This is a genomic window from Methylobacterium sp. C1 (genome assembly GCF_001854385.1).
Lineage (GTDB): Bacteria > Pseudomonadota > Alphaproteobacteria > Rhizobiales > Beijerinckiaceae > Methylobacterium > Methylobacterium radiotolerans.
Genome location: NZ_CP017640.1, coordinates 3,284,097 through 3,305,655 on the forward strand (window position 1 = coordinate 3,284,097; position 21,559 = coordinate 3,305,655).

Sequence of the window (21,559 nt, forward strand, 5' to 3'; positions counted from 1 at the left end):
GCTCAGCCCTGTCGCCGGCGACCGGTGAGCCAGGAGGCCAGCAGCACCGCGACGCTCACCAGACCGACGAGCAGGGTCGAGGCCGCGTTGATCTCCGGATTCACGCCGAGCCGGACCTGGCTGTAGAGCCGCATCGGCAGGGTGGTCGAGCCCGGGCCGGAGACGAAGCTCGCGATCACCAGGTCGTCGAGCGACAGGGTGAAGGCGAGGAGCGCGCCGGCCGCCAGGGCGGGCGCCAGCAGCGGCAGCGTCACGGTCATGAGCACGCGCCCCGGCGCCGCGCCGAGATCGGCCGCGGCCTCCTCGAGGGACCGGTCGAGGCCGCGCAGGCGCGCGCCGACCACCACCGCCACGAACCCGGTGCAGAAGGTCGTGTGGGCGATGACAATCGTCGCGAGGCCGCGGTCCAGCCCGATCCCGATGAACATCAGCAGGAGCGACAGGCCGATCATCACCTCCGGCATCACGATCGGCCCGAAGACGAGACCGGTGAACAGGGCGCGCCCGCGGAAGCGGCCCTGCCGCTCCAGGGCGAGGGCGGCCAGCGTGCCGAGGATCGTGGCGAGCAGGCTCGCGAGGACCGCGACCTTCAGGGAGACCCAGGCGGCGGACAGGAGCGGCGCGTCGGCGAGCAGGGCGCCGTACCAGCGGGTCGAGAACCCGCCCCAGACCGTCACCATCGGCGAGGCGTTGAACGAGTACACGATCAGCACCGCGATCGGCCCGTAGAGGAAACCCAGGCCGGCCGCCAGGGCGGTGCGGGTCACCCAGGTCACGGCGCCTCGCCCTCGCCCGCGCGCAGGCTGTCCCGGAACAGCACCACCGGTCCGATGACGATGGCGAGGATCAGCACGGCGACCGCCGATGCCAGCGGCCAGTCGCGGTTCGAGAAGAACTCGGTCCAGAGCACCCGACCGAGCATCAGCGTCTCAGACCCGCCGAGCAGGTCGGGGATCACGAACTCGCCGACCATCGGGATGAAGCAGAGCCCCGCGCCGGCCGCGATCCCCGGCAGGCTGAGCGGCACGGTCACGGTCCAGAACACCCGGCTCGGCGAAGAGCCGAGATCCGCCGCGGCCTCGCGCAGGGTCGGATCGAGGCGGTTCATCACCGCGTAGAGCGGCAGCACCATGAAGGGCAGGTAGGCGTAGACGAGGCCGACGATCACCGCCGCGTCGGTGTTGAGGATGGTCAGCGGCGCGTCGATCAGGCCGAGGCGGCGCAGCGCGAGATTGAGCAGCCCCTCGGGCTTGAGGATCGCGATCCAGGCGTAGACCCGGATCAGGAAGCTCGTCCAGAACGGCACGATCACCAGCGCCACGAGGAGCGGCTGCCAGCGGGACGGCGCCCGCGCCAGGGCGTAGGCCAGAGGCGTCCCCAGCCCGACGAGGATCAGGCTGGCCACGCCCGCGTAGGTCAGGGAGCCGAGGGCGGCGTCGCGGTAGAGGGGATCGGCGGCGAGCGTCAGGTAATTGTCGAAGTTCAGGGCTTCGAGGAAGGCCGACCAGCCGTCGAGCCCGCCGCGCCAGTCGAGGAGCGGCAGGTAGGGCGGGATCGCGGTGGCGGGTTCCGACAGGCTGATCTTGAGCGTGATGGCGAAGGGCAGCAGGAAGAACGCCGCCAGCCACAGGAAGGGCGGGAGGCGGACCAGCCGGTCGAACAGCCGGCCGCGGGTCCGGCCGCGCGCGGACCCGACCCCCGGTTGCCCCGCCGCGGGGTCCTCGTCCGGCACACCGGTCCTCATGCCGGAAGGATCACCGCGACGTCGGCCGCGAAACCGGCGCGCGCGTCCGAGCCCGGCGCCGCGCCGGCCTCCGCGGGCCGCCCGCTCGCCCGCAGGGTGGCGCCGTCCGGCAGGCGCAGCGTTCGGCGAACCCGGTCGCCCAGGAACACGGCGTCGGTGACGACCACCGGCAGCCCCTCCGCGCCCAATGCCACGTCCTCGGGCCGCACCGCCACCACGACGGCGGCGCCCTCCGCGAGCGCGGCCTCCGCGAAGCCCCGGACCGGGCCGTGCGCGGTCTCGACCGTGCGGATCGCGTCGGGGCCCGCCGCCGGCCCGAGCCGGCCGGGGATGAGGTTCACGTCGCCGAGCAGGCCGGCCACGAAGCGGCTCGCCGGGCGGCGGTAGAGGTCGGCCGGCGGCCCGACCTGGATCAGGCGGCCCGCCTCCATGACGCCGATCCGGTCGGCGAGCATCATCGCCTCCTCGGGATCGTGCGTGACGACGACGAACGCGGTGCCGAGGCGGCGCTGCACGGCGCGCAGCTCACCCTGCGTCTCCTCGCGCAGGCCGCGGTCGAGCGCGCCGAGCGGCTCGTCGAGCAGCAGCAGCTTCGGCTCCCGGGCGAGCGCCCGGGCCAGGGCGACCCGCTGCCGCTGGCCGCCCGAGAGGGTCTCCGGGCGACGCTCGCCGAACCCGTCCAGGCGCACGAGCTTGAGCAGCTCCGACACCCGCTCGGCCAGGGCCGCGCGGCCCAGGCCCTTCAGGCCGTAGCCGATATTGCCGGCCACGCTCATGTGCGGGAACAGGGCGTAGGACTGGAACATCATGTTCACCGGCCGCCGATGGGGCGGCAGCGCGGTGAGATCCTGCTCGCCCAGCAGGATCCGCCCCGAGGTCGGGCTCTCGAAGCCCGCGATCATGCGCAGGAGGGTGCTCTTGCCGCAGCCCGACGGGCCGAGCAGGCAGAAGAACTCCCCCGCCTCGAGGTCGAGGGACACGGCGTCCACCGCGCGATGGGTGCCGAAGCGCTTGGTCAGCTCCTCGAGCCGCAGGCGCGGCGCCGGCCTGTCGGACAACGGATCAGGAATCCTCGCGCAGCGCCTCGGCCACGCGCGCTTCGAGGAGGTCCGGCCGGCGCAGGACCAGGGCGCCGCGCGTGCGGTCGACCAAACCCTCCGCCGCCATCGCGGTGAATTCCCGGGTCACCTGCTCGCGGCGGCAACCGATCCGCGCGGCGAGGACGTGGTGGTAGGGCGGCGGCGAGACGACTCGCTCGCCCGCCGTGCCGGTTCGGGGCACGGACAGGCGCAGCAGCTCGGCGTAGAGCCGGTGCTTGAGGTCGAGCAGGGCGTGCTCCATGAGCCGCGTGTTCAGCTCGCGCACGCGCTTGGCCAGGAGCCGGAACAGCCGGTCGGCGATCGCCTCGGAGGCGAACACGATCTGCCGGAAGACCGGGGCCGGGACCACGCAGACCTCGCCGCGCGTCAGCGCCGTGACGTTGGCCGAGCGGCCGATCCCGTCGATGGCGGCGAGCTCGCCGAAGAAGGCCCCGCCGCGCATCTCACCCAGGATGACCTCCTTGCCGGACTGGGTCCGGTTCAGGATGCGGACCTCGCCGGAAGCGATGAAGTACACGTCGGTGGAGATGTCGTCGAAGTCGACGAGGACCTCGTTCTCGTCGAAGCGGCGCCAGTGGCAGCGGGGCTCGTAGGGGCTGAGCTCGATGCCGGGATCCTTGAAGAAAGGTATTGTCCCCAACCGCGCCATCGATCGTGTTCCCTCAACTCCGGCCTCCGTCCCTGCCCTGACGGGGGCCGGCCAGCAGATCTGGGGACGGGAGCAGCCCGCACAGTGAAGCCGCGCCCCGCCGGGGCGGTGCTGGATCGATCGGGCAGCGCCAATCGTGACGGTCGCGGGCGGGGCGGTCAAGCCGCGCGCCGATGAACAGGAGTTTATTAGCGTGGATCAGGTATGAGGGCTAAATTCCTGGCCCGCCGAGGCGGGCAGTCCCGATGCATCAAGACGTTCCCTTCCCGCGCTCGACATCCTCCGCCGGTCCCCGCCAGCAGGCGACGCTCGCGTTCCCCTTCGAGCGGTCGGGCCGCAGCCTCCATTCCGGGCGTCACGCCACGGTCCGCGTCAGCCCCGCACCGGCCGGCCACGGCATCGTCTTTCGCCGCCACCTGAAGGACGGTCGGGCCGTCGACGTTCCCGCCCACTGGCACTACCGCGAATCGCAGCCGCTCTCCACGGCGCTGCGGCGCGACGGCGTCCTGGTGCGCACGATCGAGCATCTCATGGCCTCGCTCAGCGCGCTGCGGATCGACAACGTGCTGGCCGAGATCGACGCGGACGAGTTGCCGATCTTCGACGGGAGCGCGACGCCCTGGTGCGAGGCGATCCGGGCCGCCGGTCGGCGCGAGCAGGGCCTGCCCTGCCGGGTGATGCGGCTGCTGCGCACGGTGGCGGTCGAGAACGGGCGGCGCCGCCTCCAGATCGAGCCGGGCCGGGGCCTGCATATCACCGGCCACGTCGCGCTGGCGCATTTCGGATCGATCGACTGGTCGGGTGCGATCACATCGGACACGTTCGAGCGCGAGATCGCGCCGGCGCGCAGCTTCGGCCGCTACATGCGCGCCATGGCGGGCCGCGCCTACGGCTACATGACGCGCAACGACTTCCTGCAGGGCGTCTCGCCCCGCTCGGCGGCGCTCCTCGTACGGGGGCACGTGCTCGGCGGCATGCGGGTCCCCGGCGAGCCGGTCCGCCATCGCGTCCTCGACCTCGTCGGCGACCTGGCGCTGGCCGGCCACCCGATCGAGGGCCGGATCTGCGCCTTCCACACGGGCCACGAGCTCAACCACGCCCTCGTCGCCGCCCTGATGCGGGACGGCGGGGCCTGGGAACTCGTCTGAGCGACGGTCCGCCGGTTGGCCGCGGTCTCAGGCCGAGGCGCGGCGGGGCGTCTCGCAGGCGACCGCGACGGCGCCGAAGGCGCGGACCAGATCCGCGTCCAGCTTCGCCTTCATGGACCCGAGGATGGCGTAGGCGTCGCCCGGGGCTTTCGGCGCCTTGTAGGGGCGCGCCTCGATCAGCGCCGCGAAGATGTCGCAGATGGTGATCAGCCGGACGAGGTCCGGGATCTGCGCCCCGCGCAATCCGTCCGGATAGCCCGACCCGTCGAGATACTCGTGGTGCGAGCGGACCACCGACAGGGTCAGCGCGTCGTAATCGCCCGTGAGCAGCATCTCGTGTCCCAGCGCCGGGTGACGATCCATCTCGACGCGCTCCGCCGGCGTCAGCGGCGCGGGCTTGTTCAGGATCGCGAGCGGGATCTTGGCCTTGCCGATGTCGTGCAGCAGCGCGCCTTTGACGAGGTATCGGGAATCGGCCTCGTTGAGCCCCAGGACGCGGGCGAACTCGGCGGCGATGCCGGCGACGCTCAGGCAGTGGCGATGCGTGACGTCGTCGAAACTCGCGACGACCTTGAGCCAGTCGCGCACCTTGGCCTCGCGGATCGCTTGGTTCACCAAGTCGGCACCGTTCTCGACCATCGCGGCCGGCGGGACCTGATCGGCGCGGAACAGGCTGACGAAGGCCGAGCGGGCGTCGTTGACGTTCTGCCGCCAGTTGCCGGTCCGCGGCGGGCTCGGCGCGGCGTTGGTCAGCGCCGCGACCGCGTTCAGCAGCATGGCGCTCGCCGCGGAGGCCGGCATCGCGCGGGTCGCGCCGAGGGCGGTGGCCTGGATCTCGCCGCGACCGAGATTGCCGTGGATCAGGGCGAGGAACGGGATGTCGGGCCCGCGCGCGGTGGACAGCGCTTGGCGCAGCCGCCGTACGGATTCGGAGGTCAGCGCGCTGACGTCGCTGATGATCAGCGACGCGCCCCGCGGCGGGACGGCGTCGCCGTAGAGGTCGTGCAGCACCACGGACGTGCCGCCGCCGAGATTGCGCGCGAGCCGCTCGCCGCGCTCGACGTCGTCGGTCAGGATCAGGGTCTGGCCCAAGATCTCCCCCCTGCGGCGCGCCCCCCGCCCGGGCGCTTCACCCACCGGTGTGCGGACGCTATAGGACCGGACACCATAATATCGCCGGCTATATGCACAGCACTCAGGGGAGATTTGACGGCATTCCGTTAAAATTCCGACTGCCGAAGCTGGTGTTCGCTACTTCTCATGGCCGTCGTGCAGGAGGGGCTGGATCAACGCGGGGGGGGGGACCGGTCGGCGCGGAGGCCGCCCTTGCCTCGCGGCGTCCGGACCGCCAGAACGCCGGCATGCTGCGCGTCAACGACCTCACCTATCGCATCGGCGACCGTCTGATTCTCGATTCCGCGAGCTTCACGATCCCGGAAGGCGCCCGGGTCGGGCTCGTCGGGCGCAACGGGGCCGGCAAGACCACCCTGTTCAAGGCCATTCTCGGCGACCTCCCGGTCGACGCGAAGTCGGTGGCGCTGCCCAAGGGCATGCGGATCGGCGCCGTCGCCCAGGAGGCGCCGGCCGGACCGGAGACGCTGCACGCCGTCGTGCTGGCCGCCGACACGGAGCGCGCCCGCCTGATGGCGGAGGCCGAGCACGCGGACGGGCTGCGCCGGGCCGAGATCGAGACGCGGCTCGTGGATATCGGCGCCCACTCGGCGCCGGCCCGGGCCGCCGCGATCCTGCACGGGCTGGGCTTCGACGCGGCCGCCCAGGCGCGACCCTGCTCGGACTTCTCCGGCGGCTGGCGGATGCGCGTGGCGCTCGCCGCCGTGCTGTTCTCGGAGCCGGACCTGCTGCTCCTCGACGAGCCGACCAACTACCTCGACATCGAGGGCACGCTCTGGCTGTACGATTACCTGGAGCGCTACCCGCGCACCGCGATCATCATCAGCCACGACCGCGACCTGCTCGACACAAGCGTCGACCACATCCTGCACCTCGACCGCGGCAAGCTGACGATCTACCGCGGCGGCTACACCAGCTTCGCCAAGCAGCTCTCGGAGAAGCGCGTTCTCCAGGCCAAGGCGAAGGCCAAGCAGGATGCCGAGCGCGCGCATCTGCAGAGCTTCATCGACCGCTTCAAGGCCAAGGCCACCAAGGCGCGGCAGGCCCAGTCGCGGATGAAGCGGCTCGCCAAGATGGAGCCGATCGCGGCTCTGCTCGAGGACGACGTGCCGGTGATTCACCTGCCGAGCCCCGAGAAGCCGCTGTCGCCGCCGATCGTCGCCATGGAGCGGGTCAAGGCCGGCTACGGCGACCGGATCGTCCTCACCGGCCTCGACCTAAGCCTCGCGCCAGACGACCGGGTCGCGCTGCTGGGCGCCAACGGCAACGGCAAGTCGACCTTCTGCAAGCTGATCGGCGGCCGGCTCGGGCCGGTCGCCGGCGAGGTGAAGCGCTCCTCCAAGATGGAGGTCGCCTACTTCGCCCAGCACCAGCTCGACGAGCTGCGCCCCGCCGAGAGCGCCTACGCGCATGTCCGGACCCTGATGCCCGACGTGCCGGAGGCGAAGGTGCGCAGCGCCACGGCGCGGCTCGGCTTCGGCGCCAACAAGGCCGACACGCCGGTCGAGAAGCTGTCGGGCGGCGAGAAGGCGCGGCTGCTGATGGGGCTCGCGGCCTTCCACGGCCCGCACCTCCTGATTCTCGACGAGCCGACCAACCACCTCGACATCGAGAGCCGGCAGGCCCTCGTGGAGGCGATCAACGACTACGAGGGCGCCGTCATCCTCGTCTCGCACGACCGGTTCCTGGTCGAGGCCTGCGCCGACCGGCTCTGGCTGGTCGCGGACGGCACGGTGAAGACCTTCGACGGGGACATGGACGATTACCGGCGCTTCGTCCTGTCGGGGCCCGAACGCGAGGCAGAGCGCGAGGCCGAGCCGTCCGGCGGCCAGAAGGCCGAGGCGCGCCGCGCCGGCGTCGAGCGCCGCGCGGCCCTGGCGCCCCTGCGCAAGCGGCTGGAGGCCATCGAGGCGCGGATGGCCAAGCTGACCGCGGCGATCCAGAAGATCGACGCGGCCCTGGAGGACGGGTCCGCGTTCCGGGAAAACGCCGCCAAGGCCGGCGAGATCGCCAAGATGCGGTCGGACGCCGCGACTGCGCTCGCCGCCGCCGAGGAGGAGTGGTTGACGGTCAGCACCGAGATCGAGGCGGCGTGACGCGGCGGCCCGCGCGACTCGGCCGAGCGCGCGGGCCGGCCGGCGCGGGCGACCGGCGCGGCGGCCGCCTCAGACCGCACCTTCGATCGCCCGCTCGAGGATGTCGACGCCGAGGTCGATCTCCGCGTCGGTGGCGGTCAGCGGCGGGGCGATGCGGAACACGCCGCCCATGCCGGGCAGCTGCACGATGTTCATGCTCAGCCCGAGTTCGAGGCAGCGCCGCGTGATCGCGTCGCCCAGCTCCGGCGCCGGCACCTTCGTGTCCCGGTCGGCCACGATCTCCATGCCCTGAAGGAGCCCGCGCCCGCGCACGTCGCCGATGCAGGCGAAGCGCTGCTGCAGCGCCCGCAGCCGCGCCGCGAGCCGCGCGCCGGCCGCCTCGGCCCGGCCGACCAGGCCGTCGCGCCGGACGATCTCCAGCACCTTGAGCCCCACCGCGGCGGGAAGCGGGTCGGAGACGTGCGTCGTGTAGAACAGGAAGCCGCGGGCGTGACAGAGATCCTCGATCTCCGGCGTGGTCAGGACCGCCGCGAGCGGCAGGCCGGCGCCTAGGGTCTTCGACAGGGTCAGGATGTCGGGCACCACCCCGTCGCGCTCGCAGGCGAACATCAGGCCGGTGCGGCCGATACCCGTCTGGGCCTCGTCGAGGATCAGCAGCATGCCCCGCTCGGTGCACTTGCGCTTGAGGGCCGCGAGGTAGCCGGGCGGAAGTTCGAGGATGCCGCCGGAACTGAGGATCGGCTCGGCCAGGAAGGCCGCGAGGTTGCCGGTCGACTGCCGATCCACCAGCGCGAAGGCGTAGTCGAGCTCGGTCTGCCAGTCGGCGGCCCCGTCCCGCGCGAAGGTGGGGCGGTAGGCGTTCGGTGCGGGAATCGCGAAGGAGCCGACGGGGGCCGGGCCGTAGCCCTTGCGGCCGGCGCTGTAGGTCGCCGAGGCGGCGCCCGCCGTCATGCCGTGCCAGGACTGCGCGAAGCTCACGATCTCCCAGCCGCCGGTGGCGAGCTTGGCCATGCGCAGGGCGGCCTCGTTGGCCTCGGCGCCGGTGGTCAGGAGAAGCGTCCGCTCCAGCCCGCCGGGGGCGAGGCCGGCCAGCTCCGTCGCGAGGTCCACCACCGGCCGGCTCAGCATGCCGCTGAACAGGTGATCCAGGCGGCCGACGTGGTCCGAGACGACGGCGGCGATCTCGGGATGCCCGTGCCCCAGGATCGCGCTCATCTGGCCGGAGGTGAAGTCCAGGATCTCCCGGCCGTCCGCGTCGTAGACGAAGCTCCCCTCGGCCCGCTCGATGATCACCGGCGCGAAGGTGCCGCCGTAGCGCACCAGGTGCCGGCGGGCGCGCGTCCAGAAATCGGGGTCGTCGTTCCGCGTCGTCATCGATCCGGGTCCCGTGGCAGGCCGGCCCATGCTAGGACGACCGAAGACCCCAGAGAAGCTTATAGTTCTGAACCCAGGGTTCAGCGATCCTGATGGCCCAGAGCCTCGACATCGACCTCCTGCGCAGCTTCGCCACGGTGGCGGAGACGGGTGCGCTGAGCCGGGCCGCGGAGCGGGTCGGGCGCAGTCAGGCCGCCCTGAGCATGCAGATGAAGCGGCTGGAGGATCTGGTCGCGCAGCCGCTGCTGCGGCGGACCGGGCGCGGTGTGGTGCTCACCGTCCAGGGCGAGCGCCTCCTCGTCCACGCGCGCCGGATCCTCGCCTCGCACGACGACGCGGTGGCCGAGCTGTCCGGCGGGCGCCTCAACGGCACCTTGCGGTTCGGCTGCCCGGACGATTACGCGCAGGCCTTCCTTCCAGCCCTGTTGCGCGGCTTCGCGCGCCTTCACCCCGACGCCGCGATCGAGGTGGTCTGTGCCGCGACGCCCCGTCTGGAGGATCGCCTGGGCCGCGGCGGGCTCGATCTGGCGCTCGTCTCCGTCCCCCTGACGGCCGGGCGGGAGATCCTGCGGCGCGAGGACCTCGTCTGGGTCGCGCCGCGCGGCGCCGCGGCGCCTTGGCCCGACCCGCTGCCGCTCGCGCTCGGCGACCCCGACACCCTGGACCACCGGGCGGCCCGGGCCGCCCTCGACCAGGCCGGGCGCGCGTACCGGATCGCCTACGCGAGCGGCAGCCTGTCCGGGCTGCTGGCGGTGGCGCGCTCTGCCCAGGCTGTGGCGGTGCTCACCCGCGCCGCGGTCCCGCCCGACTTGCGCATCCTGACCCGCGGCAGCAGCCTGCCCGCGCTGCCGCGGATCGGCCTGACGATCCGCCTGGACGCCGCGCATGCGGCGCCGCTGACTCGCGCCTTCGCCGCCCACCTGCGCGCGATCCTGCCGACGCTCTGATCGGGCGACCGCACAGGGCACCCGTCGGTCCGGGCTCCGCGGACCGGGACCGGTGGCGAGCGCGGCCCTAGCCCTCCTCGGACGGCTTCTGCCAGACCACGACGATCTCGTCGTTGTCGACGTTGATCCAGTTGATGTGCGTCCGCGGATGGGCTTGGCGGATCGTCTCGAAATGCGCGCTGTTGCAGAGGAGGTAGATGTCGCTCCCGGTGTCGTCCAGGCGTGCCTCGGCCTCGTGCACGACGGAGCGGAGGCTCGGACCCGGCAAGTGCGCGGCTCGGAGCTTCCTGCCGGCCAGTTCCGGGAAGGCCACGCTCCAGGCCGCCGTCACCCGCGGGCTGTCGTACGCCACGACCGTGTCGGTCCCGACGAGCCGGGACGGGCTGTGATCCAGCCGGACATCCTCGCTCCAGTTGCGATTGGCCGCGGCGATCGTCTTCGTCGTCTCCGGCGACACGACCGGCGTCGTCGCCGTGGCCGCCGCCATCGCCGCGGCGGCGACCTGCGTGCCTCGCCGGTCGGTCACGTCGAGCGCAGCGTCGATCACCTGGATGCGGTTCTCGACCAGGGCGAAGACGGCGCCGGCCGCCTCCGGCGTGAGCGTGTAGATCGACCGCGGATCCGGCGCCGCGACGGGCTTCACGTCGTGCGCCGGCGCGAGCGCGGCCGCCTCGGCGGGGAGCGCCTTCTGGGCGCCAGCCGTGATCGCGGCCATCGGAGGTACGTAATCCATCGCGCAGTCTCCAGCTTTTCCTCCGACGCGGAACCCGGCCTCCGATCCGCGCAGCGTCGTCGCTCCGGCGTCTACCGGCCGCCGACGGCCACGTGGCGCGGGCATTGACGACGGTCATGGCGATGCGGAGCGCCGCGACCCCGAGCGTTCTGCGGCAGCGCCGTGAAGTCAGCTCTGCCCGAGGCCGGCCGTGCGGGCCGGGCCATCGGAGTACGCCGCGCCTGCCGGAGCGGCCGCTTACGCGGGGTAACGACGAGAGAGGGACCACCTCGGTCATCGAGGGCCCGCCGGTCCTCATGACCGCGAGCGCCCCATCCGCGAGCTTCATGCCTCGTTGAATCGGATTTGTGGGCAAGGACTTGAGTCTGTCAACGATGCGTAAGTTGAATCCTCGCACGGTTCCGATTCCCCGCACCCGATTTGGTGACGAATTCGAAAATAAGCTCGGGTCGATCGATGCGTTGCTTCGCTCCGCTAGAGAAAGACAGAGGCGCGTATCGGGTATTCGTGACTCTCGGACCGCGACACTGAAAGTGCGGGCGATCCACAGGTGGCGGGGGCTGCCACGGCGTCCGCTCGACTACGCGGGTCTCCCGACCCGCCCCGACGCTGGCTCAGAGGGCACGCCTGTCGCGGGGGGGCCGGACCGGCGGTCCCGCCCTGCGGGATGCGCATGGGTGCGGTGTTTGCCCGCGGCCCGCGGACATGCGAGAGAGGCCGGATGTTGACCGTCGATAGCCTCTGGCGCGCGCGGCACCGGCTCGCGCAGTTCGGGAAGAAGCGGACAGGCTCGCCGCGCATCCTCGTGATCGGCGTCTGTCAGGCCGGATCCATCGCCAAGACGATGCGCTACCTGCTGCCGCACGCGCAGGTCGATTTCGTCTCGGCGTTCACGGCCTCACGCCGGTTCCCGCGGCTCGCCGACCTGATGGCGCATGCGGACGGGTACGACCACGTTTTCACCAGCATCTACCTGCCCAAGTTCAAGGGCGGCGGCACGATCGACACCCTGCGGACGCATCCGAAGGTCCGCCTGATCCCGACCATCGTGTTCAGCGCCTACCATCCCGACTTGGTCCACGTCGGCGTGCAGGATTCCGTCACCCTCAACGGCCTGATCTCGGGGCCGATGGGGCACTCGCACTCGGCGATCACGCTGTTCGCCTACCTGTCGGGCTTCTCGCAGGCGCAGGCGCTGCGGCTGTTCTCCGAACCGGTCTTCGAGCGCCTGGGATACTTCAACCTCTGGGACGAGTCGGTCGCGTACCTGCGCGGGCTCGGCGTCCAGGCCGGGTACGATCTCGACACGCACCTCACGCGCTGGGCGCGCCGGGGCTGCTTCATGCACTCGATCAACCACACGAAGCTCTACGTCGTGGCCGACCTCGCCCGGGGTCTGCTGACCCGTGCCGGCGTGCCCTTCGAGGAATGCGACCTCGACGCGTTCCTCCCCGACGATCTCGGCGGCCAGGGCAGCTGGCCGGTCTATCCGGAGATCGCCCAGCATTACGGCGTGCCCGGCAGCGCCCTGTTCTTCAAGGCGGAGACGCGCCGGTCCGGCCCCGCGCGCACGATGAGCCGGGCCGAGTTCGTCGCCGCCTCCTACGCGAACTACGACCGGCGCGAGCGGAAGCTCCTGATCTCGCAGCGCGTCCAGGGCTGGCTCAACGATCAGCCCACGGTGGACTTCCTGCGCGAGGCCGCGGGCCGGGGCGAGGCGCCGGCGCGGCCGGCAAGCCGCGCCCCGGCGGTGAATGCCGGCAGTCTCGCCGGCCACGCCTCGTAGCGACCGTCCGGGCACTTCCCCACGTTCCCGGCGTTGTCGCGCACGGCCCGCCGCCGCGGGATGGACGTCGAGGTGTCCCGATGAGTTCCGTGTCCCGCCATCGCGCGGGTCGTACCGCGACCGCGGCGGCCCTGACGCTCGTCGGCTCGGCGGCGGCCCTGGTCGGCTGGAGCGCGCTCGCGGTGAACCGGCGCATGCCTCTGCCGCCCGCGCTGCCGGGCCGGCACGAGCGGCTCCGGACCCGGCGCGCCGGCGCGCTCTCGCTGTACTGGTCCGCGGAGGCCGAGGGCGTCCCGCTCCTGCTGATCCACTCGATCAACGCGGCAGCCAACGCCTACGAGGTCCGGCCGCTGTACCTGCGCTACCGCGGCACGCGGCCGGTCTACGCCCTGGATCTCCCGGGTTTCGGCTTCTCGGAGCGCTCGCGCCGGCGCTACACGCCGCGCCTGATGGTGGAGGCGATCCACGCGGCGGTCGACGAGATCCGGAGCCGCCACGGCGGCTGGGCGATCGACGCCCTGGCCCTGTCGCTCTCGTGCTCGTTCCTGGCGCGGGCGAGCCTGGAGCGGTCCGACGCCTATCGCAGCCTCGCGCTGATCAGCCCGACGGGGTTCGACGCCCGGCTCTCCGGGGACGGGCCGCCGGACGGCCATCGCGGCCGCGACTGGCTGCGCCGCGTCCTCGACCGCCCTCCCCTGGGGCGGCCGCTCTTCGATGCCCTGGTGACGCGGCCGAGCATGCGGTTCTTCCTGGCGAAGACCTTCGGCTCGTCCGACATCAACGAGGGGCTGCTGGCCTACGATTACGCGTCGGCCCACCAGCCCGGCGCCGAGCACGCGCCCTTCTGCTTCATCGCCGGCCACCTGTTTCCCACCGACGCGACGCGCCTCTACGAGCGCCTGCGCCTCCCGGTCTGGATGGTGCACGGGGAGCGCGGCGACTTCGTCGACTACCGGCTGGTGCCCCGGGTCGCCGACCGGCCCAACTGGCGCGTCGACACCCTGCCGACCGGCGCCTTCCCGCATTTCGAGCGGCCGGAGGCGGTCGCGGCCGGCTACGACGCGTTCCTGGCGAGCATCATTCGCCTGCCGGCGGCTCGACCGGCGTGATCCGGTAGCGGAGCCACACGACGCCGTCGGACAGGCGCTCGCAGGCCGTCAGGTCGAGCTTGCGGCGGCTGCCCATCGTGTCCGCCTCCTCGCCGCCGATGTCGAACACCGCCGGCGTCCCGCTCAGGCCATCGACCGCGGGCACGAGGAGCAGGCTCAGCTCGTCGATGAGCCCGGCCTTCAGCATCGACCCGTTGATGTGGCCGCCGCCCTCGACGAGGAGCCGCTCGATCCCGAACAGGGCGCGCAGCTTCGCGGCCGCCAGGGGGAAGTCGACCGCCCGGTCGCCCGCGAACAGGTAGGACTGGCCGCCCGCCCGCAGCGCGCGCAGGTGCGAATCCGGCACGGACTCGGTGAGCACCACCACGACGTGGTCCCCCTCGATCGCGTCGCGCGCGCCCCAATCCAGGCGACCCCGCGCGTCGAGGGCCACGGCGTAGCCGGGCGCGTCGCGGCGGGCGACGTGGTCCTCCCGCGGGACCGGCACGCCGTCGTCCGCGACCGGCTCCGGCAGCGGATCGGCGCTGTCGGCGTAGCCCTGCATGGTGACGCGCCCGCACATCCAGGCATCGCCCTTCAACTCGCCGTGGACGCGCTCGTAATGGCTGTCGGCGTCCAGCGTCTTCCAGCGTCGCACCTTGATCCGGCCGTCGACCGACGAGGTCATGTGACAGATCACGTAGGGGCGTTCGGCCGATTCCATGGGCGCTCCTCGCTCGGCGCGCCGGGGCCTCCCGCGCGGGCCACGCCGAAACTAGGCGGCGCGCCGGCCGCGCCCAGCGGATCGAACGCCGCAGCGCTTCGCGTCGGTGGACCCGGCGGTCCCCGGTCCGTAAGGATGAGTAAGCCGCCGGGAGCGGCGTCCGCGCTGGAATCCGATGATCGACCTGACCCTCGAGGCCGCCCGCACCGTCGTCGACACCGCCCTGCGGGAGGCGCGGAACCGCAACCTCAAGCCCTTGGCCGTCGTCGTCTACGATGCCCGCGGCGCGCTCAAGGCGGTCGCGGTCGAGGACGGCACGTCCCTGCGCCGGGCCGAGATCGCGAGCGGCAAGGCCAACGGCGCCCTGGCGCTGGGCCTCGGCTCGAGGGCGATCCACGCGCGGGCGGAGCAGCAGCCCTACTTCGTCGCCGCCGTCACCCACCTCGCCGGTCCCGACGCCCTCGTGCCGGTGCCGGGGGGCGTGCTGATCCGCTCCGGCGAGGGACGTCTCCTCGGCGCGGTCGGCATCTCCGGCGACACCTCGGACAACGACGAGATCTGCGCGGTGGCCGGGATCGAGGCGGCCGGCCTCAGGCCGGATACCGGCGCCTGACCGTGCGCCCGCGGCGGCGCGACTGGCTGGCCGGCGCGATCGCCCTCGCGGCCGTGCGGCCCGCCCGCGCGGCCGACGCGCTCTACCGGCGCGGCAACGACGCCGATCCCGAGACGCTGGACCCGCACCGCTCGTCCACGGTCGCGGAGGCGCACATCCTGCGCGACCTCTGCGACGGACTGCTCACCTACGACAACCGGGGCACGATCATCCCGGGCGCGGCGCGCGCCTGGTCCGTCTCCGAGGACGGGGTGAGCCTGCGTTTCGACCTGCGCCCCGACGGTCGCTGGTCGAACGGCGAGCCGGTCACCGCCGACGATTTCGTCTACGCGTTCCGCCGGATGCTCGACCCGACGACGGCGGCGAAGTACGCCGAGATCCTGTTCCCGATCCGCAACGCCGCCGCCGTGAACCGCGGCGCGGCCCCGGCCGACGCCCTCGGCGTCGCCGCCGAGGGGCCGCTCCGGCTCGCGATCACGCTGGAACAGCCGACGCCCTACATCCTGGAGCTCCTGACCCACCAGACCGCGCTGCCGGTCCACCGCGCCTCGGTCGAGCGCTACGGCGACAGCTTCACCCGGCCGGGAAACCTCGTGACCAACGGACCCTACCGGCTCGCCGACCGCGTGCCGGGCGGCGCGATCACGCTGGAGGCCAACCCGCACCATCCGGACGCCGCGAGCCTCGCGATTCCGCGCGTCGCCTTCCTGCCGACGCCCGACATCGCCGCCGCGGTGCGCCGCTACGCCGCCGGCGAGATCGACTCGCTCTCCGACCTGCCCGTCGACCAGATCGCCGACCTGCGCCGCCGCTTCGGGCCGCAGGTGGTGCTCGGCCCCTCGCTGGGGCTCGCGGCGCTGGTTGTGAACACGCGCAAAGCGCCGTTCTCGGACCGGCGCGTCCGCCGGGCGCTGTCGCTCGTCATCGACCGCGAGTACCTCGCCGACGGGCTCAACGGCGGCACGATGAGCCCGGCCTACTCCCTGTGCCCGCCCGGCCTCGACAATTATCGGACGCCCCCCGAGACCGAGGGCCGCCTCGGCCTGCCGATCGATCACGAGGCGGAGGCGCGCCGGCTGCTCGCGGAGGCGGGGTTCGGGCCCGACCGGCCGCTCACCGTGGAATACCGGTTCAACATCAGCGACAACAACCGCACCATCGCGGTGGCGATCGGCGAGATGTGGCGCGACCTCGGGATCGTGACCCGCTTCGTCTACACGGACGCGAAGACGCATTTCGCCTACCTGCGCGACGGCGGCGATTTCGACGTCGCCCGCTACAGCTGGATCGCCGACTATTCCGATCCGCAGAACTTCCTGTTCCTGCTCCAGAGCGGGAACGACGGCATGAATGCCGGCCACTGGTCGGACCCCGCCTACGACGCCCTGATGGCGCGAGCCGCCACTGAGCGCGACCTCGCCCGCCGGGCCGGCCTGCTCTACGACGCGGAGGCGATCGCGCTGCGCGAGCTGCCCTGGATCCCGCTGATGCACTACCGCTCGAAGGCGCTGATCGCGCCGCGGCTGCACGGCTATCACCCGAACCTGCGCAACGCCGCGCCGACCCGCTTCATGAGGCTCGACGCGTGATCCGCTTCATCCTGCGCCGCCTCCTCCAGGCCGTGCCGACGCTGCTCGCCGTGGTGACCGTCAGCTTCTTCCTGATGCGGCTCGCCCCGGGCGGGCCGTTCGACCTGGAGCGGCCGCTGGCGCCCGCCGCCCTGGAGAACCTGCGCCGGGTCTACGGCCTCGACCGGCCGCTGATCGCGCAGTTCGGCAGCTACCTCGCGGCGCTGGCGCAGGGCGATCTGGGACCCTCCTTCTCGTTCCGCGACCAGACCGTCCTCGGCCTGATCGCCCGGGGCCTGCCCGTCTCCGCGACGCTCGGCGTCCTCGCCCTCGCGCTGGCCACCGCGCTCGGCGTCGGGCTCGGGATCGCGGGGGCGCTCCGGCGCGGCGGGTTCGTCGACCGGCTGCTCGGCGTCGGGGCCGCCCTGACCCTCTCGCTGCCGAGCTTCGTCGTCGCGCCGCTGCTCCAGATCGCCTTCGGGCTGACCCTGCGCTGGCTGCCGCTCGGCGGCTGGAACGACGGCGCGCCGAGCCATCTGATCCTGCCGGTGGTGACCCTGGCCCTGCCGCAGGTCGGTGCCCTGGCCCGGCTCACCCGGACCTCGCTGGCCGAGGCCCTGCGGACGCAGCCGGTCCGCACCATGCGCAGCCTCGGCCTGCCGCCGGCCCGCGTCGCCCGGCACGCCCTGCGGGGGGCGCTGCTGCCGGTGGTGGCCTATCTCGGGCCGCTCGCGGCGGCCCTGCTCACCGGCTCGGTGGTGGTGGAGACGATCTTCGGGCTGCCGGGCATCGGGCGGTACTTCGTGGAGGGCGCGCTCAACCGCGACTACACGCTGGTCATGGGCACGGTCCTGCTCGTCGCCGGGCTGGTGATCCTGCTCAACCTCGCCGCCGACCTCGCCTGCGCGTGGCTCGACCCGCGCCTCCGGGTGGCGGCGTGACCGCGACCGCGACCGTGGCGGCGCCGGGTCCGGCCCGGCGCGCCGTCCTCCGGTTCGCGCGGGAGCGCACCGCCGTGGCGGCGCTCACCCTGCTGGTCCTGATCGCCCTCGCCTGCCTGATCGGCCCGGGCCTCACCGGCCACGATCCCGAGCGCGCCTATCCGGACCTGCGCCAGCTCCCGGCCGGCCTCACCGCGCAGCCCGACGCCGCGCGTCTCCGGCCGGCGCTCGAGCGCCTGGCCTTCCGCATGCGCGCGCGGCTCGACGCGGTCGAGCGCGACGGCGACACGATGCGGCTCACCCTGGGGTCCGACGCGGGCGTCGACCGCCGCAGCCTCGTCTACCTGCCGCGCTCGGCGCTGTTCGGGACGCCCGCCGTCCTGGAGGACCGGGACGGCGGGCGCGGCCTCGTCGTAGCGGTGCCGATCCGGCGCCTCCACTTCCCCCTCGGCACCGACATCCAGGGCCGCGACCTGCTGACCCGCTGCCTCGTCGCCGGACGGATCTCGCTGGCGATCGGGCTCGCGGCCAGCCTCGTCGCCCTGCTCATCGGTGTCGCCTGCGGCGCGACGGCGGGCTTCGTCGGGGGCGCCGTCGACGCCGCGATGATGCGCGCCGTCGACGTGCTCTACGCCCTCCCCTTCGTGTTCTTCGTGATCCTGCTGCTGGTGTTCTTCCGCCCGAGCCTGCTGCTCATGCTGGTGGCGATCGCCGCGGTGGAATGGCTCGACATGGCCCGGGTGGTGCGCGCCGTGACCCTGTCGCTGCGCGAGCGCGACTTCGTCCGCGCCGCGCGGGCGCTCGGGCTCGGGACACCGCGCATCATCCTCCGGCACATCGTGCCCAACACCCTCGGCCCGGTGGTGGTGACCGCCACGCTGCTGGTGCCGCAGGTGATCCTGCTGGAGAGCTTCCTGTCGTTCCTCGGGCTCGGCGTGCAGGAGCCGCAGACCAGCTGGGGCGTCCTGATCGCCGAGGGCGCCCGCTCCATCGAGGCGGCGCCGCACCTGCTCGCGGCCCCGGCCGCCTTCCTGATCGCGACCCTGGTGGCGCTCAACCTGATCGGCGACGGCCTCGCGGACGCGCTGGAACCCCGCGGGGACTGAGGCCGCGTCGGGCGGCGTATCCGGACTCAGCCCAGGCGCCGGATCGGGGCACCGGCGAGCCAGGCCTCAATGTCCTCCACCGCCTGGGTGAAGAACGTCCGGTAGTTGCTGCGCGACACGTAGCCGAGATGCGGCAGGGCCAGCACGTTGGGCAGGCGCCGGAACGGGCTGTCGGCCGGAAGGGGCTCGGTCTCGAACACGTCGAGGCCGGCTCCCGCGATCCAGCCTTCCTCCAGGGCCTGGAGCAGCGCGGCCTGATCGACGATCGGCGCGCGCGAGGTGTTCACGAGAAAGGCGTCGCGGCGCATGCGGCGCAGCTCGGCCGCGCCGAGCAGGCCGCGCGTCCGGTCGCCCAGCACGAGGTGGATCGTGACGACGTCGCTCGCCTCCAGCAGGGCCTCCTTCGAGGCCGCCCGCTCCACCCCGGCGGCGGCGGCGCGGGCGTCGTCGAGATTCGGGCTCCAGGCGATCACCCGCATGCCGAAGGCGCGCCCGATCTCGGCCACCCGAGTCCCGATCTTCCCGAGGCCGAGGACGCCGAGGGTCGCACCCGCGAGGTCGGTGCCGATCGTGCTCTGCCAGGGGCCGCCTGCCCGCAGGGTCAGGCTCTCCGGCGCCACGTGACGGGCCAGTCCGAGGATCAGCGCCCAGGTCAGCTCCGTCGGCGGCGTCGGGCTCGAATCCGTGCCGCAGACGACGACGTTGCGCGCCCTGGCCGCCGCGAGGTCGATGGCGAGGTTGCGCATGCCGCTGGTCACGAGCAGCTCGAGCCGGGGCAGCCGCTCCAGCAGCGCCGCCGGGAACGGCGTCCGCTCCCGCATGATCACGAGGATCTCGGCCTGCGCGATCCGCGCCACGAGATCGTCGGGATTCGCGATGTGCTGGGCGATCGCGGAGACGGCGACGCGGTCGGAGAGGCGCGTCCAGTCCGCGAGCGCGAGAGCCGCCTGCTGGTAATCGTCGAGGATCAGGCAGGTGCGCATGAGAGGGGGTTAGGCCTCGGTGGAAGGTGCGTCAACGGTCGCCGTGCGACGACGCGCGGCGCCCTGTTCCTATGCGCCGGCCAGAGCCGCGAACGCTGCCGCCACGCCGGCGGCGCCGGGATCCTGGACACCGGCGAGGTCCCCGGCCGCCAGGTAGCTCGAGCGGCCCGCGCCGGCGCGCTCCATCCCGGCCGTGGCCTCGGCACCGGCCCGGGCGGCCGCCGCGGCGGCGGCCAGATCGCCGTTCTTCAGCGCCTCCACGGCTGGGATCAGGGCGTCGAGCAGGGTGCGGTCGCCGGCCTTAGCGCCGCCGTAGCCCTGGACGCGCGCCACCCCCTGCCCGAGAGCCTCGGGCCACGCGGCGCCGTCGGCGAGGGCCGAGGCCGTCGCGGCGAAGAAGATCGATCCGAGCACGCCGCTCGATCCGCCGACCGCGCGCCCAATCCGCTCGGCGAGCGCCCGGCACAGGGCCGCGGGCTCGGCCTGCGGCAGGCGGTCGAGATCGGCCTGGACGGCGCGGGCCGCGCCCGCGAAGGTCGTGCCGGCGTCGCCGTCGCCGACCTTGGCATCGAGGCTGTTCAGAGAACCCTCGGCCCGGATCAGGGCCTCGGCGACGACCCGGATCCGGGCAGCGGTGACGGCGTCGTGCGACGGCGCGAAGGCCTCGCCCGCGAGCCCCGCGGGCACCGGCCGCAGGATCGGCGGCTCGACCCGGACCGCCGCGGGCCAGGCCGGGACCGGGACGGGCTCCGACAGGGCGCGCTCCAGCGCGTCGTCGAGCGGCAGGACCGACAGCGAGGCGCCGTGCATGTCGAGCGCCGTCATCAGCGGGGCGGGCCCGAGCAGCAGGCGGACGCGCTGGCCCAGATCGGTCGCGAGCACCGCCCGGGTGAGGATCTGCATCTCCAGGGCGGAGGCGGAGCCGAGATTGTTCACGAGCAGCGCCAGCCCGTCCGCGCCCGGGACGGACCGCGCGAGACGCTCGGCCATCATGCGGGCGAGCTCGCTGGCCTTGGGCAGGGCGATGCGCTCCGCGCCGGGCTCGCCGTGGATACCGAGGCCGAGTTCGGCCTGCCCCTCCGCCAGCCGCTCGCTGCGCGCCGAGCCGGGGATCGTGCAGGTCGAGACCGCGATGCCGAGCGACTTCGCCGCCCCGGCGGCCCGGCGGGCGAGCGCCGCCACGGTCTCGAGCGGTTCTCCGGCCTCCGCGGCGTGACCCGCCACCTTGTGCACGAACAGCGTCCCGGCGACGCCGCGGGGCTGCTTGGCGTCCGGGAGGGCGATGTCGTCCGACACGATCACGGTCTCGACCTTGTGGCCCAGCGCCCGGGCGCGCTCGGCGGCGAGGCCGAAGTTCAACCGGTCGCCCGCGTAGTTCTTGATGACGAGCAGGCACCCGGCCGGTCCCGTCACCGCGAGGATCCCGGCCAGGACCGCGTCGACGCTCGGCGAGGCGAAGACGTCGCCGCAGACGGCGGCGCTCAGCAGGCCCGGCCCGACGAAGCCGGCATGGGCCGGCTCGTGACCGGAGCCGCCGCCGGAGACGACCGCGACCTTCCCGGAATCCGGAGCGGCGCGGAGAACGACGCGGATGCCCGGGTCGCCGTCGAGCCGCGCCAGGCGTCCGCCGCTGGCCGCGACGAGGCCGTCGACCGCATCGTTGACCAGGGTGGAGCGGGCGTCGATGAAATGGGCCATGGCGTGACCTTCGATGGGGCCGGCCCGCGATTCTGCGCCGGCGGATCCGCGCGCATTGTCCGCGCTGTCGAGCCCTGCTGGCAACGGTCTCCGTCCCCGCGAGCAGAGCGAAGCGATCCGGGCAGCGCCA

General features: G+C 73.1%; 19 protein-coding genes. 9 read left to right on the forward strand and 10 right to left on the reverse strand.

Annotation, left to right across the window (positions count from 1 at the left end; genetic code table 11):
- Nucleotides 1-2 precede the first annotated feature (2 nt).
- The 4 genes from BKE41_RS15295 to BKE41_RS15310 are packed head-to-tail and all read right to left on the reverse strand — an operon-like array spanning nt 3 to nt 3,493.
- On the reverse strand, nt 3-776 hold the full coding sequence (locus BKE41_RS15295) for an ABC transporter permease subunit (RefSeq protein ID WP_029357495.1): 774 nt from the start codon (nt 774-776) through the stop codon (nt 3-5).
- Entirely contained in the window at nt 773-1,744 is a 972-nt protein-coding gene (locus BKE41_RS15300) for an ABC transporter permease subunit (protein ID WP_059409182.1), read from the reverse strand. Before BKE41_RS15300 ends, BKE41_RS15295 begins: the two co-directional genes overlap by 4 nt.
- Nucleotides 1,741-2,802 (reverse strand): ABC transporter ATP-binding protein, encoded by a 1,062-nt coding sequence (locus tag BKE41_RS15305; RefSeq protein WP_179240028.1) that lies wholly within the window; start codon nt 2,800-2,802, stop codon nt 1,741-1,743. The genes BKE41_RS15300 and BKE41_RS15305 overlap by 4 nt, the downstream gene beginning before the upstream one ends.
- A gap of 4 nt (nt 2,803-2,806) precedes the next feature.
- Nucleotides 2,807-3,493 (reverse strand): Crp/Fnr family transcriptional regulator, encoded by a 687-nt coding sequence (locus BKE41_RS15310; RefSeq protein WP_012319827.1) that lies wholly within the window; start codon nt 3,491-3,493, stop codon nt 2,807-2,809.
- A 245-nt stretch (nt 3,494-3,738) separates the two neighbouring features.
- Between BKE41_RS15310 and BKE41_RS15315 the strand changes: the two genes are divergently transcribed.
- Entirely contained in the window at nt 3,739-4,641 is a 903-nt protein-coding gene (locus BKE41_RS15315) for a UDP-3-O-acyl N-acetylglycosamine deacetylase (protein ID WP_070999764.1), read from the forward strand.
- A gap of 27 nt (nt 4,642-4,668) precedes the next feature.
- Here the strand turns inward: BKE41_RS15315 and BKE41_RS15320 are convergent, their stop codons facing one another.
- Nucleotides 4,669-5,733, reverse strand: a complete 1,065-nt coding sequence (locus BKE41_RS15320) for an HD domain-containing phosphohydrolase (protein ID WP_053620940.1) — start codon at nt 5,731-5,733, stop codon at nt 4,669-4,671.
- Between the two features lie 269 nt (nt 5,734-6,002).
- Here BKE41_RS15320 and BKE41_RS15325 point away from each other — a divergent pair, with 269 nt between their 5' ends.
- Nucleotides 6,003-7,868 (forward strand): ABC-F family ATP-binding cassette domain-containing protein, encoded by a 1,866-nt coding sequence (locus BKE41_RS15325; protein WP_059409185.1) that lies wholly within the window; start codon nt 6,003-6,005, stop codon nt 7,866-7,868.
- A gap of 69 nt (nt 7,869-7,937) precedes the next feature.
- Here BKE41_RS15325 and BKE41_RS15330 read toward each other — a convergent pair whose 3' ends face one another.
- On the reverse strand, nt 7,938-9,242 hold the full coding sequence (locus BKE41_RS15330) for an aspartate aminotransferase family protein (protein WP_012319831.1): 1,305 nt from the start codon (nt 9,240-9,242) through the stop codon (nt 7,938-7,940).
- A 92-nt stretch (nt 9,243-9,334) separates the two neighbouring features.
- Here BKE41_RS15330 and BKE41_RS15335 point away from each other — a divergent pair, with 92 nt between their 5' ends.
- Nucleotides 9,335-10,189 carry a LysR substrate-binding domain-containing protein gene (locus tag BKE41_RS15335; protein WP_070999766.1) on the forward strand — a complete coding sequence of 285 codons (855 nt, stop codon included), beginning with the start codon at nt 9,335-9,337 and terminating at the stop codon, nt 10,187-10,189.
- 67 nt (nt 10,190-10,256) lie between these two features.
- On the opposite strand, the gene BKE41_RS15340 is transcribed toward BKE41_RS15335, so the two are convergent.
- A complete protein-coding gene (locus tag BKE41_RS15340) occupies nt 10,257-10,922 on the reverse strand; it encodes a hypothetical protein (RefSeq protein ID WP_043073944.1) in 666 nt (221 codons plus the stop codon).
- 721 nt (nt 10,923-11,643) lie between these two features.
- Between BKE41_RS15340 and BKE41_RS15345 the strand changes: the two genes are divergently transcribed.
- On the forward strand, nt 11,644-12,708 hold the full coding sequence (locus BKE41_RS15345; protein WP_012319834.1) for a WcbI family polysaccharide biosynthesis putative acetyltransferase: 1,065 nt from the start codon (nt 11,644-11,646) through the stop codon (nt 12,706-12,708).
- 80 nt (nt 12,709-12,788) lie between these two features.
- On the forward strand, nt 12,789-13,817 hold the full coding sequence (locus tag BKE41_RS15350; protein ID WP_043073946.1) for an alpha/beta hydrolase: 1,029 nt from the start codon (nt 12,789-12,791) through the stop codon (nt 13,815-13,817).
- Here BKE41_RS15350 and BKE41_RS15355 read toward each other — a convergent pair.
- Nucleotides 13,786-14,520 (reverse strand): RibD family protein, encoded by a 735-nt coding sequence (locus BKE41_RS15355; protein WP_012319836.1) that lies wholly within the window; start codon nt 14,518-14,520, stop codon nt 13,786-13,788. The genes BKE41_RS15350 and BKE41_RS15355 overlap by 32 nt on opposite strands.
- 175 nt (nt 14,521-14,695) lie before the next feature.
- Here BKE41_RS15355 and BKE41_RS15360 point away from each other — a divergent pair, with 175 nt between their 5' ends.
- Genes BKE41_RS15360 through BKE41_RS15375 form a run of 4 tightly spaced genes read left to right on the forward strand, consistent with a single transcriptional unit; the run spans nt 14,696 to nt 18,748 of the window.
- Complete coding sequence (locus tag BKE41_RS15360) at nt 14,696-15,133, forward strand: heme-binding protein (protein WP_012319837.1); 438 nt, start codon at nt 14,696-14,698, stop codon at nt 15,131-15,133.
- Between the two features lie 2 nt (nt 15,134-15,135).
- A complete protein-coding gene (locus tag BKE41_RS15365; RefSeq protein WP_070999768.1) occupies nt 15,136-16,722 on the forward strand; it encodes a peptide ABC transporter substrate-binding protein in 1,587 nt (528 codons plus the stop codon).
- Nucleotides 16,719-17,642: an ABC transporter permease subunit gene (locus BKE41_RS15370; RefSeq protein WP_043073947.1), complete on the forward strand. Its 924-nt coding sequence runs from the start codon at nt 16,719-16,721 to the stop codon at nt 17,640-17,642. Before BKE41_RS15365 ends, BKE41_RS15370 begins: the two co-directional genes overlap by 4 nt.
- A complete protein-coding gene (locus BKE41_RS15375) occupies nt 17,639-18,748 on the forward strand; it encodes an ABC transporter permease (RefSeq protein ID WP_083374363.1) in 1,110 nt (369 codons plus the stop codon). Before BKE41_RS15370 ends, BKE41_RS15375 begins: the two co-directional genes overlap by 4 nt.
- A 26-nt stretch (nt 18,749-18,774) precedes the next feature.
- On the opposite strand, the gene BKE41_RS15380 is transcribed toward BKE41_RS15375, so the two are convergent.
- Both BKE41_RS15380 and BKE41_RS15385 read right to left on the reverse strand, forming a co-directional pair.
- On the reverse strand, nt 18,775-19,731 hold the full coding sequence (locus BKE41_RS15380; protein ID WP_024829650.1) for a D-2-hydroxyacid dehydrogenase family protein: 957 nt from the start codon (nt 19,729-19,731) through the stop codon (nt 18,775-18,777).
- A gap of 69 nt (nt 19,732-19,800) precedes the next feature.
- Nucleotides 19,801-21,429: a dihydroxyacetone kinase subunit DhaK gene (locus tag BKE41_RS15385; protein WP_070999770.1), complete on the reverse strand. Its 1,629-nt coding sequence runs from the start codon at nt 21,427-21,429 to the stop codon at nt 19,801-19,803.
- Between the last annotated feature and the right edge of the window lie 130 nt (nt 21,430-21,559).